This is a genomic window from Sphingobium fontiphilum (assembly GCF_014196635.1).
Classification (GTDB): domain Bacteria; phylum Pseudomonadota; class Alphaproteobacteria; order Sphingomonadales; family Sphingomonadaceae; genus Sphingobium; species Sphingobium fontiphilum.
Genome location: NZ_JACIEB010000001.1, coordinates 97,698 through 111,716, shown reverse-complemented (window position 1 = coordinate 111,716; position 14,019 = coordinate 97,698). Strand labels below are relative to the sequence as shown.

11 protein-coding genes and 1 pseudogene are annotated in these 14,019 nt (G+C 64.2%); 4 read left to right on the top strand and 8 right to left on the bottom strand.

All coding sequences use genetic code 11. The features are described from left to right. Positions 1–17 precede the first annotated feature (17 nt). From GGR44_RS00465 to GGR44_RS00430, 8 genes and pseudogenes are all read right to left on the bottom strand, one after another. Positions 18–1,082: a FemAB family XrtA/PEP-CTERM system-associated protein gene (locus GGR44_RS00465; protein ID WP_183953491.1), complete on the bottom strand. Its 1,065-nt coding sequence runs from the start codon at positions 1,080–1,082 to the stop codon at positions 18–20. After that, positions 1,079–1,924, bottom strand: a complete 846-nt coding sequence (locus tag GGR44_RS00460) for an XrtA system polysaccharide deacetylase (protein WP_183953490.1) — start codon at positions 1,922–1,924, stop codon at positions 1,079–1,081. Before GGR44_RS00460 ends, GGR44_RS00465 begins: the two co-directional genes overlap by 4 nt. Before the next feature lie 682 nt (positions 1,925–2,606). Then, positions 2,607–3,461, bottom strand: a pseudogene (locus GGR44_RS17170) (XrtA/PEP-CTERM system-associated ATPase); the annotation flags it as partial. Between the two features lie 20 nt (positions 3,462–3,481). Continuing rightward, positions 3,482–5,083 carry a hypothetical protein gene (locus GGR44_RS00450; protein ID WP_183953488.1) on the bottom strand — a complete coding sequence of 534 codons (1,602 nt, stop codon included), beginning with the start codon at positions 5,081–5,083 and terminating at the stop codon, positions 3,482–3,484. Positions 5,084–5,086: 3 nt separating this feature from the next. Continuing rightward, entirely contained in the window at positions 5,087–6,007 is a 921-nt protein-coding gene (locus GGR44_RS00445) for a nucleotide-binding protein (protein WP_183953487.1), read from the bottom strand. 14 nt (positions 6,008–6,021) lie between these two features. Next, positions 6,022–7,542, bottom strand: coding sequence for an XrtA system polysaccharide chain length determinant (locus GGR44_RS00440; protein ID WP_183953486.1), 1,521 nt, complete (start codon positions 7,540–7,542; stop codon positions 6,022–6,024). 1 nt (position 7,543) lies between these two features. Next, positions 7,544–8,191 (bottom strand): XrtA/PEP-CTERM system exopolysaccharide export protein, encoded by a 648-nt coding sequence (locus GGR44_RS00435; RefSeq protein WP_183953485.1) that lies wholly within the window; start codon positions 8,189–8,191, stop codon positions 7,544–7,546. 242 nt (positions 8,192–8,433) lie between these two features. Beyond that, the gene (locus GGR44_RS00430) at positions 8,434–9,015 is read right to left on the bottom strand and encodes a cell wall hydrolase (protein WP_246344253.1); all 582 of its coding nucleotides are present in this window, start codon (positions 9,013–9,015) and stop codon (positions 8,434–8,436) included. Between the two features lie 497 nt (positions 9,016–9,512). Here GGR44_RS00430 and GGR44_RS00425 point away from each other — a divergent pair, with 497 nt between their 5' ends. The 4 genes from GGR44_RS00425 to GGR44_RS00410 all read left to right on the top strand — a co-directional run bounded on the left by GGR44_RS00425 (position 9,513) and on the right by GGR44_RS00410 (position 14,008). After that, the gene (locus GGR44_RS00425; RefSeq protein ID WP_183953484.1) at positions 9,513–11,015 is read left to right on the top strand and encodes a ShlB/FhaC/HecB family hemolysin secretion/activation protein; all 1,503 of its coding nucleotides are present in this window, start codon (positions 9,513–9,515) and stop codon (positions 11,013–11,015) included. Between the two features lie 38 nt (positions 11,016–11,053). Further along, positions 11,054–12,832, top strand: a complete 1,779-nt coding sequence (locus GGR44_RS00420; protein ID WP_183953483.1) for a DUF2341 domain-containing protein — start codon at positions 11,054–11,056, stop codon at positions 12,830–12,832. Between the two features lie 23 nt (positions 12,833–12,855). Then, positions 12,856–13,257 carry an ExbD/TolR family protein gene (locus GGR44_RS00415; protein ID WP_183953482.1) on the top strand — a complete coding sequence of 134 codons (402 nt, stop codon included), beginning with the start codon at positions 12,856–12,858 and terminating at the stop codon, positions 13,255–13,257. Between the two features lie 118 nt (positions 13,258–13,375). Next, entirely contained in the window at positions 13,376–14,008 is a 633-nt protein-coding gene (locus GGR44_RS00410) for an energy transducer TonB family protein (protein WP_183953481.1), read from the top strand. Positions 14,009–14,019: the final 11 nt, after the last annotated feature.

Genomic DNA, 14,019 nt, shown 5'->3' with positions numbered 1-14,019 from the left:
GATGCTGAATATCCGGTTCATCCCAGCCCCCGCGAAATCCAGGGTCCGATCAGATTGGCGACCGGCAGAGGCAGTTTTTTCCACAAGTCGATCCGGCGCTGATATTTGGCGCTGCGCGGGTCGATATCCCGCGCCCGTCCGGCCGCGTTCCATGTATGATACAGCAATGGCTGCGGTTCGAAGCCGAAACTCTTCTTCCAAGACGCCTGGCCACTGCCCAGCTTCGACCGGCCGAAATCGAACATCGTCATGCCGCGCGCGCGCGCATGGCCCATCAGGCGATAATAGACCAGTTCGTTCGACCGCAAGCGACGCGCATCATGGATGCCGCCGCCCCAATAGGGCATGACCGCGCCGCCATGATAAAGGCTGAGCACCGCCGAAACCGGCCGCTCACGCTCGTAGACGACGATGATATCGGCATCCTCGCCGAACCGGTCCAAAATCTCGCGCAGCAGGCGCACGGGGAAAACCGGCGTGCCCAGATTGCGGACGCTTTCCGAATAGACGCGATAATGGTCGCGGATCAGCCTTTCGTCCCGACCGATGCGGATATGCAGCGCGTCGTTCGCCAGAGCCTTGCGCAGTTCCGCTCGATGCTTGCGCGGCACGGCCTTGAGTTCCGCCTCGTCGTCAGCCGCCAGAGGCCGCGCGAAAGTCACATGCTCGCTATAACCCTCCCACCCTTCGGGACCGGGTCCGCCATGGAGTTCCACAGGCAAGTCGCCTTTGTCGCGGGCCAGATCCTGCGCCGCATGGGCCAGCATGGCGATGACAGCCGGATCATCGGCCAATATGCCGCCATCCACGGCGAAAGCCGACGACACCAGCGCCTGCCCGAAAATCCGGCTTTGCACATGATGCAACGGCAGCAGGCCGACGATGCGGCCCGAAGGCCCGACCGCCGCCAGCGCATGGCAAGGATTGGCGGTGGCGACCGCCACGCCGGTCAGCCAGGCAGTGCGATGAAAGGGCGTGCCGCGCGGATGCGCCATCACGAAAGCATCCCAACCGCGCGCCTGCGCCTCCTCCGACAGATCCATCGCGACGATGGCCAGATCGGCGCGATTGCCCGCCATCATGTGACCCGCCCCGCTTCACCATCGACCAGCGCATCGACCCGCGTCCAACGAAAGTCACTGGCCAGCCGCCGCAGCTTGGGCGCCATGGCTTTCAGGTTGGTGTAATGGCGCACGCGCGAACGCAACGGCGCGCCCGCGACGCGCGGCTGATCCGGGTCGATTTCCCAGGGATGGAAATAAATGATGGCGGGTCGCCCCGCCTCGCCATTCACCTGCCTGATCGCCCAGCGGGAAAAGCCGTATGGCAACAGGCGGAAAAAGCCCCCGCCCCCAGCCGCCAGCGTGCGCCCATGCCAGAGCGCCGTCGTCACCGGCAGTTCGAGCAATGGCGAATCGGGCAAGGGCCGCCAGGCGAAGCGCGGCGAATCCGGCCAGCCATAATGGTCGTGCCGCACCGGCGCGACGCTGCTGGAATAGCGATAACCCTCCTCCGCCAGCACCCGGTGCGCCCAGGGCGCGCGCGGGTCGATCGAAAAGCTGGGGGCGCGATAGCCGGTGACGGCGACGCCGCCTGCATCCTCCAGCAAGCCGCGCGACCGGCGCAGGTCGGCGCGAAATTCCTCGGGCGTGAAGGTGAAAACGCGGGCATGGTCATATCCATGGCTGGCCAGTTCATGGCCCGCCGCGACAATGCGCCGCATCAATGCGGGATAGCGTTCGGCCACCCAGCCCAGGGTGAAGAACGTGCCCTTGACCCCGGCATCATCGAACAGCGCCAGCACCGCATCGGTGTTGCGCTCGACGCGGTGCTCCAGACCATCCCACTCCCCTCGGGTGATCGTGCGCTCAAAGGCGCCGACCTGGAACCAGTCTTCAACGTCGACGGACAGGGCGTTCAGCATCTCTTCCCATTTCTGACCCTTTGGGGTCGGCTGGACAAGCGGTGCGCGAATGCGCTGCTCAGGCGGCGGCGCTGCCCGTCATGCGGTCTTCGCGCTCCACCCAGTCGATCAACATGCCCAGCACCTTGCGCAAGGCGTTTTCCTGTTCCTGCGCGCTCTGCTCCAGCGTGTTCAGGCGCTGGTCGATAATCGTCAGGCAATCGCGCAGCGCCTGCGGATCGACCACCTCGCGCGCGGGTTGCACGCTCAGTTGCGCGATCGCGGCGCGCAAGCCGACAACCTCGGCGCGCAGTTCGGCGATTTCGTCGCGCGCTTCGCGGTCCTCGACCGGGGCGTGGGTAAAGGGCGCAACCTCTGCAACCGGACCCTCGTCAATCTGCCAGGCGTCCTCGTCGCCGTCGAGGATCAGCACCTCATCCTCGGCCGGCTCCTTGTCCTCATCATGGGCGACGGCATCCGGCTGATGAACGGCCACTGGGGATGGCGCGGCAAAGCTGGGGACGGGACCGGCGAAGGGTGCAACCGGCGCAACGGCGATTTCGGGTTTGACCGCTGACGCGGGCTCGACGGCTTCCGCGTGGTCCTGCGCGATGGGCGGCATAGGCCATTCCTGGCTCGCTTCGAGCTCATCGGCCTGTTGAATCCCGGCCTCTTCCTGCAAGGGCGCGAACACCGGCTCGACCGCTTCGTCGAGCGATGAAGGCGCGACCGGCTCAGGCAATACATCGGTGTCGACGACCATGTCGGCGACGACGGCGTTCACGACATCGACGTCGATACTGTGCAATTGTTCGATGGCGCCCATCAACAGCACGCGGCTGGCCAGCGCGTTGACGCGGCGCGGCACGCCTGCGGTCGCCGCATAGATGGCGGCAAAGGCCTGTTGCGTGATGGCGGGATCGCCCTGCCATCCGGCCACCGACAGGCGATGGATGATATAGGGTTCGACCTCGCCCGCCATCATCGGTTCCAGATGATGGGTAGCAATGACGCGCTGACGGAGCTGCTCAAGCTGCGGCGATTTCAGCAGATCGCGAAACTCCGGCTGGCCCAGCAGAAAGATCTGGAGCAGCGATTGGCCGCCCAGCTGGAAATTGCTCAGCATCCGCAATTCCTCGATCGCGGACACGGGCAGGTTCTGCGCCTCGTCGACGATCAGCAGCGTGCGCCGCCCGGCCCGCGCCTGTCCATGAAGGAAGGCTTCGATGCGCTGGAGCAACTGCGCCTTTTCAACACCATCGCTGGCCAGGCCAAAACTCTGCGCGGCAAGGCGCAGCATGTCGTCGCCGCCGACCTGCGTCGACACGATCTTGACCGCCGTCAGCCGCGAAGGATCGACCGTCGCCATCAGATGGGCGACCAGCGTCGTCTTGCCCGCGCCAATGTCGCCGGTGATGACGATGAAGCCTTCACCCTGCGCCAGCCCGTAGCCGAGATAGGACAGCGCCTTGCGGTGCGTCGCGCTTTCAAAATAGAAATGCGGGTCGGGGGTCAGCTGAAAAGGCCGTCCCTGTAATCCGTAGAACTGATCGTACATCGCTGTTCCCTCCGCCCCGGTCAGAAGCTGTAACGCAGGCCGACCTGGCCCATGGCGCTGATGATGGTGTCGATATCGTCGGCCTTGGCGCTGTCCACGCCCAGCGACGCCGATGCCGACAGCCGTCGTGTGATGCCCCGGAAATAGCTGGTGAAGCCGCCCCAGTTCAACACGTCCGGCCGACCGCCGCTCGCATCGAAATAGTTGATATAGCCCACGCTTTCGATGCTGGAGCTGTCGTTGATCGTATAGGTGACCGATCCGTTGCCATACCAGTTTTCGTCGCGCGATCCGGTGATGTAGACGACATCGCCGCTGGGCGTGATGAACTTGCGCTGCGAATAGCCAGCGCCCAGGCCCCAGCCCCACGGCCCGCGCCGCGCCGAATATTGCATCGCAACGCCGCGATAGCGGAAATTGGCGTCGCTGATCCCGGCGAGCGCATCGTTGAAGCACTGCCCGCCGCCGGTGGTGGAGAAGGCGCAGCCGGTAAGGTCGCCGGTGAAGGGGTTGCGCACGACATTGAGCGACGAACCCGAAAGCGCGGCGACATTGGCGTTCACCACGCGACCGAAGCTGTCGATGCCGTCGAACACGACCAGCGCGAAGGATTTGTCACGACCCTGCCAGACAAAGCTGCCCTGATAGGTCATGCCGCCATAACGCTGCCCCACGCGCGCCTCCAGCGAGGTGCGGCGGCTGGGCCGCCACAACACGCCCGCGTCCCAGATCAGGCCATCCTGATCGTACACCAGAGCGCGCGGCGAACTTTTGTCAGTGACGTAGCGACCCCTGCGGATCAGTGGCGCGCCGTCTTCGTCCAGCAACGGCGAACGCTGGCTGATCTGGATATCCTCATAACCCACGCCGCCGACGGCCGCGACCGTCGGGGTGAGCGGTAGGGTTGCGTCCACCCGGCCCCAGACATCCTCGAACCGCTGGTCGAGCTGGCTCGCATCCTCGCGGGCATAAGCGCCGCTGGCGACCAGACCCACAGGGAGATAGGTGCCGGGCCCGAAGCCGACCGACCCGGTCAGAAGATGGGAATAGGAATCGGCGTAGGAACCGCCCGAAGGCGCACCCGGCAACGATACGCTCACATCGTCGTCCACCCGCGTGTAACCGAAGCGATAGGAGCCGGTGACATCCAGTTGATCGACCCGCGTCGTATAGGTCGGGCCGATGTAGGCCGAATAAACCTGGCTGCTGAAGCTGTTGTTGTCGACCCGCGCACCCGACAGGCCATCGGTGCGGACCCGGGTCGCCATCGCGCCGGTCGACAGGGTCAGCCCCTTGGCAACATGAAAGTCCGCATGGCCAATGCCGCTGATGACATCCTGATCCGTCGCCTGGCTGCCCCAGCCGAAGCTGTGATTATACTGGACGTCGATCATCGCCTCGACCCGGCGGTTGTTGACCTCCGCCGTCAGGCCAGCCGACAGGTTGGTATAGGTCAGCACATCGCCGCCGCCTTTGATCGGCCCCATGACCACCTGGTCGATACCCAGATAGGGCGTGACGTCGAGCCGTCGGTCGGCACGCGTTTCCTGCGCCTGTGCGGCGGTCGCGGCCAACGCAACGAAGCTCAATGAAACGCCAGTTATGAAGGGCTTGTAGCGCATCCTTCATTTTCCCTTCTGATAATAGGTGCCAAAGCGGCGGCCGCTGGACGAAAACTGGACACCGTTCAGCAGCAACTGGATCTGCGCCTCGCCCTTCAACATTCCCGCCGCGTCGCGCAGCGCGCTTTCCCCGGTCACATCGGCCCGCACCACCAGCAGGGCGATGGCGACATGGCCCGCCAGGAACGACGCCGGTGAAGCCGCCAGCAGCGGGGGAGAATCGAAAATGACGATCCGTTCCGGCCGGCCCATGGTCAGCCGGTCGAGCAGCGCGACGGTCCGCGCCGAGGAGAGATATTCGGTATCGTTGTTGCTGCGCTGCCCGGCGGGCAGGATCGCTAATGAAGGAATGTCGGTTCGGATGACGCAATCCTCGATCGCGACTTGACGATCAGCCAGCGCATCCATGAGGCCCGGTCCGTCGGGCAGGCCAAGGGCGGCGGGAATGCCGGGCTTGCCGAAATCGGCATCCACCAGCAGCACGTCGCGTTCCTTTTCTGCCGCCAGGCTGAGCGCCAGATTGACCGCGCAGAATGTCTTGCCCTCGCCGCTATGGGCGGAACAGACGAGAATTCGGTTACCCCGGTCCTGTTCGGCCAGCCGCGCCATCAACTCGCGCTTGAGCAGGCGGAACTCCTCGCCCAGCGCCGTTACCGGGCCATCGGGCAGGATATAGCCCGCCTCGACCAGCTTCGCGCGATCGACCATCTGGGCCGGCCCCGTCCAAGCGGGCGCGACCGGCGCTGCCGGCGCGAACGATATCGGCGCAACCGCTTCGGGAATGACCGGCGGCGCGGGCGGCAGGTCCGCCGACACGTCCAGAGCGGGGGCAGCGCGCCCTTTCAACGCGGCGCTGAAATCATAAAGGTTGCCCGCCCGTTCGATCAGCGATCCTGCGGCCTTGATGGGGCTATGTTCGTTCATGTCCATCTTCCCCTTCACGCCATGCTGCGCTGGACAAATTCAACCGCGATCAACAGCACGCACATGCCCGCCAGCGCGCCGCTGGCCCCGGCGAACCATTTGAGCCGCTGTTTCTCGCGCGCGGCCTGCGCCGCAGTGATCGTCTGGGTGATCGCACCGATCACCGACATCCCCACGGCGCGCTCCAGCCGCGACACGGTGGCGAATGTGCCGCGCAGATGCGCCATGGCGAACGCCACGCCGATACCGGCAGCGATGGCGACGAACAGCACGCCCAACAGCAGCAGCGGCCGGTTGGGGGCGGTCGGCGCGGTCGGCACGCTCGGCGGATTGATGACGCGGAACTGGACGGCGCTGGTTTCCGACTTCACGTCGCCGCGCAGGCGGATTTCCTCACGGTCGGAAAGCAGCTTGTCATATTGGGTTTTCAAAACCTCGTAATCGCGGTCCAGCTTTTCCTGCTCGGACGCCAGACCCGGCTCGTCGGTCTGCTTGGCGGTCATGGCGCTCAGGTCCGCCTGAATCTGGCTCCTGCGCGCCTGCAACGCCTGCACCGTCGCTGCGCGTTCGGCCTGCATCGACTTGATCGACAGATAGGCCGGGTTGGGCGTGCCCGCGACCGCGCCGCCACCGCCGCCACCCTGGCGGCGCAGCGAATCGACCTGGCGCTGCTGCGCGATCACGTCGGGATGCTCGGATGTCCAGCCGCGCGCGCGCATGGCGGCAAGGTCGGCCTGCGCCTGCGACAGCGCCGATGCGCCGCCGCCCGGCCCGACGCCCGGCAGGCTCTGCGGCGTGCCCGCCAACTGGCCGTTCATCGCGGTCAGCGCGCTTTGCGCCTGGATGAGTTGCGAATCGATGGTGTTCAGTTCGTTGCGCGCCGCATCCATGCGCTGACCGATCGAGCCGGCGCCGGGCAGCAGCCCCGCATAACGCTGGGCAAATTCGATACGGCGCTGGTCTGCAGCTTCAAGCTGCTTGGCGCGACCGGCGATCTGCTGGTCGAGGAACGCCAGGCTCTGGCGCGTTTCACGACGGTCGCCCGACAGATTTTCCTCCTGGAAAATGTCGATCAGCTTCTGCACGATCTGCGGCGCGATCTTGGCGTTGGCGCCGTCCGACAGGCTGCTGTCGGCCGACACGGCGCTGATTTCGATCATGCTGGGGTCGGCCTGTGCCGCGACCTTGATATTTTCGCGCAGGGTCGTGATGCGCGCGGCAATGTCGCGCGGGCCGGACACCGTCTGGGCGAGGTCAGTGCCACGCACCACCTTTTCCAGATTATCGGCGCTGGCCAGCGTCTGCCGCACCCGGTCCAGATCCTGCTGCGCGTCGACCGGCGTAATGCCGATCTTGCTCTCCAGCAGCGACTGGGTCTGGACATAGACCTTCGCCTTGGATTCATAGCTGTTGGGGATCAGCGCCACCACCAGCCAGCCCAGCATCGCCACGCCCCACGCAACCGCCAGCGCGATCCAGCGCCGGTTCCATACGCCGTGAAAGGCGATCAGCACTTCATCGTAAAGACCGGCCATATCAGAACATGCTTTCGGGAATGATGATGACATCGCCCGGCGCGAGCAGGACGTTGGCCTTGGTGTCGCCGCGCTTCAGCAGGTCGCCGATGCGAACATGATATTCCTTCTGGCGCCCCGTCGCCTTGTCGAAGCGGACCAGTCGCGCGCGGTTGCCCGCCGCATATTCGGACAGGCCGCCGACCGCGATCATCGCGTCGAGCAGCGTCATGCTGGCGCGATAGGGCAGCGAAGCGGGCTTTTCGGTCGCGCCGACGATCCGCACCTGCTGGCTGAACGTGCCGGAGAAATTGTTGACGATCACCGACACCATCGGATTCTGGATATATTTGGTCAGCGCGCCCTTGATGTCTTCGGACAATTGCTTGGGCGTCTTGCCCACGGCGGGCATGTCGCTGATCAGCGGGGTGGTGATGCGCCCGTCGGGCCGCACCTGCACCTTCGCGCCCAGTTCCGGGTTGCGCCAGACAAAGATGGTCAGATCGTCGAGCGGACCGATGATATATTCGTCGCCCGGTCCTTCATCGGTGGTGACGAACGAGGCCGGGGGCAATTGCGGCCCCGTGGCGCTGGTGGACGCACATCCGGACAGGATGATCGCAGGCAGCGACGCCCCGATGAAAACCTTGGAAATCCGTTGAAAACGCATGCCACTCACCTCTTTCGCGCGCCGTGCGACACAACACCGCCGAAAGAGGAACCGACGGGTCGAGGCGCATGGCTTCGACCCCTGTCTTGCCCGGAAAGGGTAAAGATACCGTTAGGAGTTAAGTCATCGGGCGCTCATTCAAGTAAAGATGGCCTTCCCTGCCAATGCTTTGTCAGCGCCTGCCCTTCCCAAAGATCGACAAGGCAATAGTGAAGCGCGATCGCATGGATGAGGCCACTGGCTCAGCGCGTCATCCCGGCAATCGACCGACGACCTTCCTCTGCATCGGCCGCAATCTTCTCCACGCGCAATCCCCAGACCAGAGGCGGGCCTCCATCGCGGGCTTCCGAAACGAGCGCGACGGTCCGTTGCGGCTGCGGATGATCCGGCGCAGTGCCAGGCGGTGCATAGAATATGTGCCGTCCGATCCGCGCCACTTCCGTCATCGAGACCCGCCAGCGTGGCCGCACATAATCGGCATGATAATGGAGCGCGCGCGCAAGCGGACCGGTCGATAGGGGCGCCGTGGCCGATACGGCGTTGTCGAGGACGTTCCGGGCAAGGGCCACGACGCGCGCCCATGATCGGGGCTCCGGCGCCCTGGCCAGCGATCCATCGCAGGTGAAACTGAACTGGCACCCCGTCGCACGCTCATGCCCCTGCCAAACGACCCCACAGATGGTTGCCGGATAGGCAGGGTCATGCGTCCGGTTCAAAACGACGCGGGCGACGGCCTCCTGCCCCGCCCGAGGCTCGTGCGCGGCCTCGAAATAGATGGCCGACGCCAGACAAAGCCCCTGCTGATCAGGGTCATTCGCATTCATGTCCGCTGGTGCGGCGATCCGACCCGGTGGAGTGGAAGGCGGCGCAGCAAGGGCGGATGCGTGGGACAGAATGGAAATGATCGAAACCGGGATCACCCCTGATGATAGCCGGGTGCGGCCTTTCCGCCAGGCAAAAAACATCACGACTGTTCCGCGTCCAACATGCGAGGAAGGCAACATCTGCCCCGCCAAAAACAATCTATGATGAATTATTTGTGACATTTTAAATTAATATTGATGCAATTTTTGTTACAAAATCGGAATGATCGAGATAGTCTCATAACAGTAATAAATATCCTTATAGACGATCCTCGTGCCTTCGGGTGCATCAGGGGGAAACACCGGCGTAATCCGGTTCACGAAAATGAGGGTTTATGCCGTTCCTGGCGGGGGCGAGCGCCATTGTGTTTGCGATTGCTGCACAATCCGCTCCAGAGACATCTAATGCGCCGGTACAGCCCGCTCAGCAGCAATCGGCTACTGCCGCCCTCGACATCATGGCCTATGATGTGCTCGGCAACAGCCTGCTCACCACCGATGAGATTGAGCGGGCGATCTATCGCCACATGGGGCCGGGCAAGTCCGCCGCCGACGTGGAATCGGCGCGCGCAGCCCTGGAAAAGGCTTATCATGACAAGGGCTATCAATCCGTCATCGTCCAGATACCCGAACAAACCGCTGAAGCGGGCCTGCTGACGCTGCAGGTGACGGAAGCGCGGCTCGGCGAAATCAGGATCAGCGGCGCCCGCCATGCCAGCACGGCCGACATTGCCGAACGCTTTCCGTCGCTTCAGCCCGGATCGGCGCCCAATCTGGTCCGCACGGAAGCGGAACTGAAAGAGGCCAATCGTTTCCCCGACAGGCAGATCACGCCGCTCATCGAGCCGGGAGCCGAACCGGGAACGATCAATGTCGAACTGACCGTCGAGGACAAGTTTCCCGTCCATGGCACGGTGCAGCTAAGCAATGATTATAGCCAGGGCACGCGCCCGCTCCGTGTTCTCGGCACATTGCGCCATGCCGACCTTTGGGGCGTGGGCCATCAACTGAGCCTGACGTACCTGACCGCGCCGCAGAACCGCGACAATTTGGAAGTCGTCTCCGGCTCCTATCTGGCGCCGCTGGCTAACAGCCGATGGTCCGCGCTGCTCTATGGTTACAAGTCGAACAGCAATATCGCCTCGCTGGGCGGCACCAATGTGCTGGGCGACGGTTATGCCATCGGCGTTCGGGGTATATTGTCGACCCCGTTCAAGGCGAAGGGCCTGTTCGGTTCGCTCAATTTCGGCTTCGACTATAAAAATTTCAAGGAAACCATCACCCTTCCCGACGTCGAGGAGGCGATCCGCACGCCGATCGACTATGTCGCCGCCAGCGCCGCCTACACCATCGGTCTGGCGCGCGATCACGACATCGCCAACGCCACCCTGTCAGCGACGGCGGGCATACGCGGCATCGGCCGCGAATCGGTGGTGATCGACGGCATTTCCTATCCGATATTCGGGAACAAGCGCGGCAGCCTCGACGCCCGTCCCAATTTCGTCCACTTCAACCTGGACGTCGATTACACCCATATTTTCGGCAACGACATTGCGCTGTTCCTCCGGTCGTCGGCCCAACTGGCCGACAGCCCGCTCATCTCGAACGAGCAATTTGCAGCAGGCGGCCTTTCGTCGGTGCGCGGCTATTACCAGTCCGAAGCAGTCGGCGACGATGGCGTCACCGGGACGGTCGAACTGCGCAGCCCGTCCTTCGCTCGCCTTTTGGGCGATTTCGTCGATGAATGGCGGCTTTTCGGCTTTTCCGATGGCGCCCGCGTCCGCCTGCGCGATGCGGCGTCCGGTGCGCCGGGTTCCTTCACCCTCTGGAGTGCGGGCCTGGGCACAAGGTTCCAGTTTTTCAGGATTTTGAGCGGTGAGGCGGTCGTCGCCTGGCCGATCGAGGACTCGGCGCGGGGCAAGGGGCCCTTCGCCACTTTCAGCATCAAGGCAGAATATTGATGGCGCGCCATGGGGCTTGCGTCTGGGGAGCAAAGACTATGCGTATGGGTTCCTGGCTGGCAGCCTTGCTGCTCAGCATTTCGCTGACCACGCCCGCCCTCGCCGCCGAAGGCTGGTGGGAAAATGACTGGCCATATCGCAAGATCATTACGCTGGACACGACGGCGTCAGGGCTGAACGTGCCGGGCGCGGTGGGCCGCACCCTGGTCCTCGTTCGGCTGCACAGCGGCAATTTCGGCTTCTCCGACAGCCTCGACACCGGCGCGGACCTCCGCTTCACCGCCGCCGACGACAAGACGCCCTTGCCGTTCCACATCGAAAAATATGACGCGGCGAACCAGATCGCCACGATCTGGGTCAGCGTCCCCAACCTCAATGGCGGGGAAAAGCAGGACATTCATCTCTATTACGGCAACAAGAATGCGCCCGTGGGACAGGATGTCGCGGGCAGTTTCGACCCCGATTACGCCGCCGTCTTCCATTTCACCGACGGTCCCGGCCAGCCGACGAGCGACGCGACCGCCAATAAGAACAACAGCCAGAACGCGCCCGCCGGCGTAAATGACGGCGCGATCATCGCGCGCGGCGCCCGCTTCCCGGGCAACGCGCCGCTCAACATCGCCGACAGCCCTTCGCTTGCCATCCCCGCAGGCGGCGCCTTCACTTTCTCCGCCTGGGTCAAGCTTGGCCAGCCGGGCCAATCCACCCTGTTTGGCCGCGGCGATTTCGCCATTGGCCTCAACAACGCCGCCCCGTTCGTCACTGCTGGCGGCGCGCGCCTCGAATCGAGCCAGCCGCTCAAAGCTGGCGACTGGTCGCACCTCGCCGTCGCCGCTGACGGCAAGACTCTGCGCATCTATGTCGACGGCGTCGAAACGGCGGCGGCCTCGACCGCCCTGCCCGCCATGGCCGGACCGATTGCGCTGGGCGGCGGCTTTGTCGGCGAAATGGACGAAGTCCGGTTGTCGAAGGTCGCGCGCTCCGCCGCCGCGATCCTGGTCGAGGCGAAGAACGAGGGCGCGGGCGACAAGCTTGTGGCGTTCGGCGCGGACGAAAAGCAGGGCGGCGGCCACAGCCCGCTGCTGACCATCGTCCAGAACACGCCGTTCGACGCATGGGTCGTCATCTTCATCCTGATGATCATGTTCGGCATCGCCGCCTGGGTCATGTTCGCCAAGGCGACCTATCTGGGCGAAGCCGACAAGGCCAACCGCGCCTTCATGAAGCATTTCCGCCGTCTCGATGACCTCGTCCCCTTCGCCCAGGTTCAGGGGATCGAGGCGAAAGAGCGCGCCCTGATCGACAAGGCGCCGCTCAAGGCGCTTTACGACGTCGGCATGGAAGAGCTCGACCTGCGCAAAGGCATGCAGCTCAAGAAAAAGGGCCTCACCGCCGAAACCATCGAAGCGATGCGCGCCTCGGTCGATGCTGAACAGGTCCAACAGAACGAAAAGCTCGACAAGTGGATGGTGCTGCTGACCATCGCGATTTCCGGCGGCCCCTTCATCGGCCTGCTGGGCACCGTTCTGGGCGTCATGCTGGTGTTCGGCGAAGTTGCGGCCGCCGGCGACGTCAATATCAACGCCATCGCACCGGGCATCGCCGCCGCGCTGCTGGCGACGGTCGCGGGCCTCGGCGTCGCGATCCCGGCGCTGTTCGGATATAATTATCTGAACTCGCGGGTCGTCACCATCGCCAACGAAATGCGCGTCTTCGTAGACCGTCTCATCACCCGCCTGGCTGAAACCCATCACCACAGCATGACGCCGCCGCCCGCGCAGGCCGGCGACGCCGCCATCGCGCAAGCCGCCGAATAAGCGACAGATCAGGGAGATTATTCATGGACGTTGGTGGCGGCCGCAAGGCATATAACGAAATCAACATCACTCCGATGGTCGACCTGACCTTCGTGCTGCTGGTCATCTTCATCATCATGACCACGGCCAGCGTGCAGGGGATCAAGGTCGATCTGCCCAAGGCCAGTTCTGCCGTAAACCTGGCCAAGCCCAAGACCATCGCGATCACCGTGAACGATCAGGGGCAGGTGTTCATGGACGCCTATCCGGTGACGCTTGCCGAACTGGAGGCGCGGCTGCGCACCGAAAAGGCGACCAATCCGGAAGTGCCCATCGTGCTGAAAGGCGACCAGGTGGTGCAATATGGCAAGGTGACCGAAGTTCTGGACCTGCTGCGCAAGCTGGAACTGAACAAGGTCGGCCTTGCCACGGGCAAGAGCAACTGAACCGGCGCGGCGCCTTCCACACATCGGAACCCCCATGGCCAGCATAACGGCACCCGAGCAAGATAGAGTTGGCTTCCGTTGGCAACGGTTGCTGATCCCGGCCGTCATCCTTACGCTGATGACGGTTGCGGGCCTGTGGCTGTGGTCGGCGATGGACAGCCGGACGGGCGTGGAACGGCCGCGAACGCCATCGACGACCGTCGACCTGCTCCCGCCGCCGCCTCCGCCGCCGCCTCCCCCGCCACAGGAAGAGACGCCGCCGGAAAAGCTCGACACGCCCTCTCCCGATCCGACCCCGACACCGACGCCCGATCCCACGCCCGAAGCACCCGCGCCGATGAGCATCGACGCGCCGGCTACGGCGGGCAGCGACGCCTTTGGAATGCGCGCCGGTTCCGGCGGCGGCATGGGCAGCCCCGGCAGCCTTGGCACCTGCATCGGCACCAATTGCGGGCGCGGCGGCGGTGGCGGCGGGGTCAGCGACAGTTTCTATCGCCAGTATCTCAGTTCCGCCCTGCAAAACGCCCTGCGGCGGGACAAAGCCATCCAGCGCGAACGCTTCAGCATGACCGTGCTGATCTGGGTCGACGGCAATGGCCGTGTGACGCGCGCGGAGAAGGTCAGCGGCACCGGCAATGCCGATCTGGACGATCGCGTGATCGCCTCTCTGCGCGGCGTTTCTTCGCTGCGCGCGCCCCAGCCGGGCATCCAGTTTCCACAGCGCACCGTGGTGCGCGGCACCAGAAGTTGAGAGCGGCAAGC

What these genes read in the sequence shown, in the direction of transcription:
- GGR44_RS00460 (WP_183953490.1), bottom strand. Translation starts at nt 1,924, where the DNA reads ATGCTGAACGCCCTGTCCGTCGACGTTGAAGACTGGTTCCAGGTCGGC.
- GGR44_RS00435 (WP_183953485.1), bottom strand. Translation starts at nt 8,191, where the DNA reads ATGCGTTTTCAACGGATTTCCAAGGTTTTCATCGGGGCGTCGCTGCCT.
- GGR44_RS00440 (WP_183953486.1), bottom strand. Translation starts at nt 7,542, where the DNA reads ATGGCCGGTCTTTACGATGAAGTGCTGATCGCCTTTCACGGCGTATGG.
- GGR44_RS00425 (WP_183953484.1), top strand. Translation starts at nt 9,513, where the DNA reads ATGGCCTATGATGTGCTCGGCAACAGCCTGCTCACCACCGATGAGATT.
- GGR44_RS00415 (WP_183953482.1), top strand. Translation starts at nt 12,856, where the DNA reads ATGGACGTTGGTGGCGGCCGCAAGGCATATAACGAAATCAACATCACT.
- GGR44_RS00410 (WP_183953481.1), top strand. Translation starts at nt 13,376, where the DNA reads ATGACGGTTGCGGGCCTGTGGCTGTGGTCGGCGATGGACAGCCGGACG.
- GGR44_RS00445 (WP_183953487.1), bottom strand. Translation starts at nt 6,007, where the DNA reads ATGAACGAACATAGCCCCATCAAGGCCGCAGGATCGCTGATCGAACGG.
- GGR44_RS00450 (WP_183953488.1), bottom strand. Translation starts at nt 5,083, where the DNA reads ATGCGCTACAAGCCCTTCATAACTGGCGTTTCATTGAGCTTCGTTGCG.
- GGR44_RS00430 (WP_246344253.1), bottom strand. Translation starts at nt 9,015, where the DNA reads ATGAATGCGAATGACCCTGATCAGCAGGGGCTTTGTCTGGCGTCGGCC.
- GGR44_RS00420 (WP_183953483.1), top strand. Translation starts at nt 11,054, where the DNA reads ATGCGTATGGGTTCCTGGCTGGCAGCCTTGCTGCTCAGCATTTCGCTG.
- GGR44_RS00465 (WP_183953491.1), bottom strand. Translation starts at nt 1,082, where the DNA reads ATGATGGCGGGCAATCGCGCCGATCTGGCCATCGTCGCGATGGATCTG.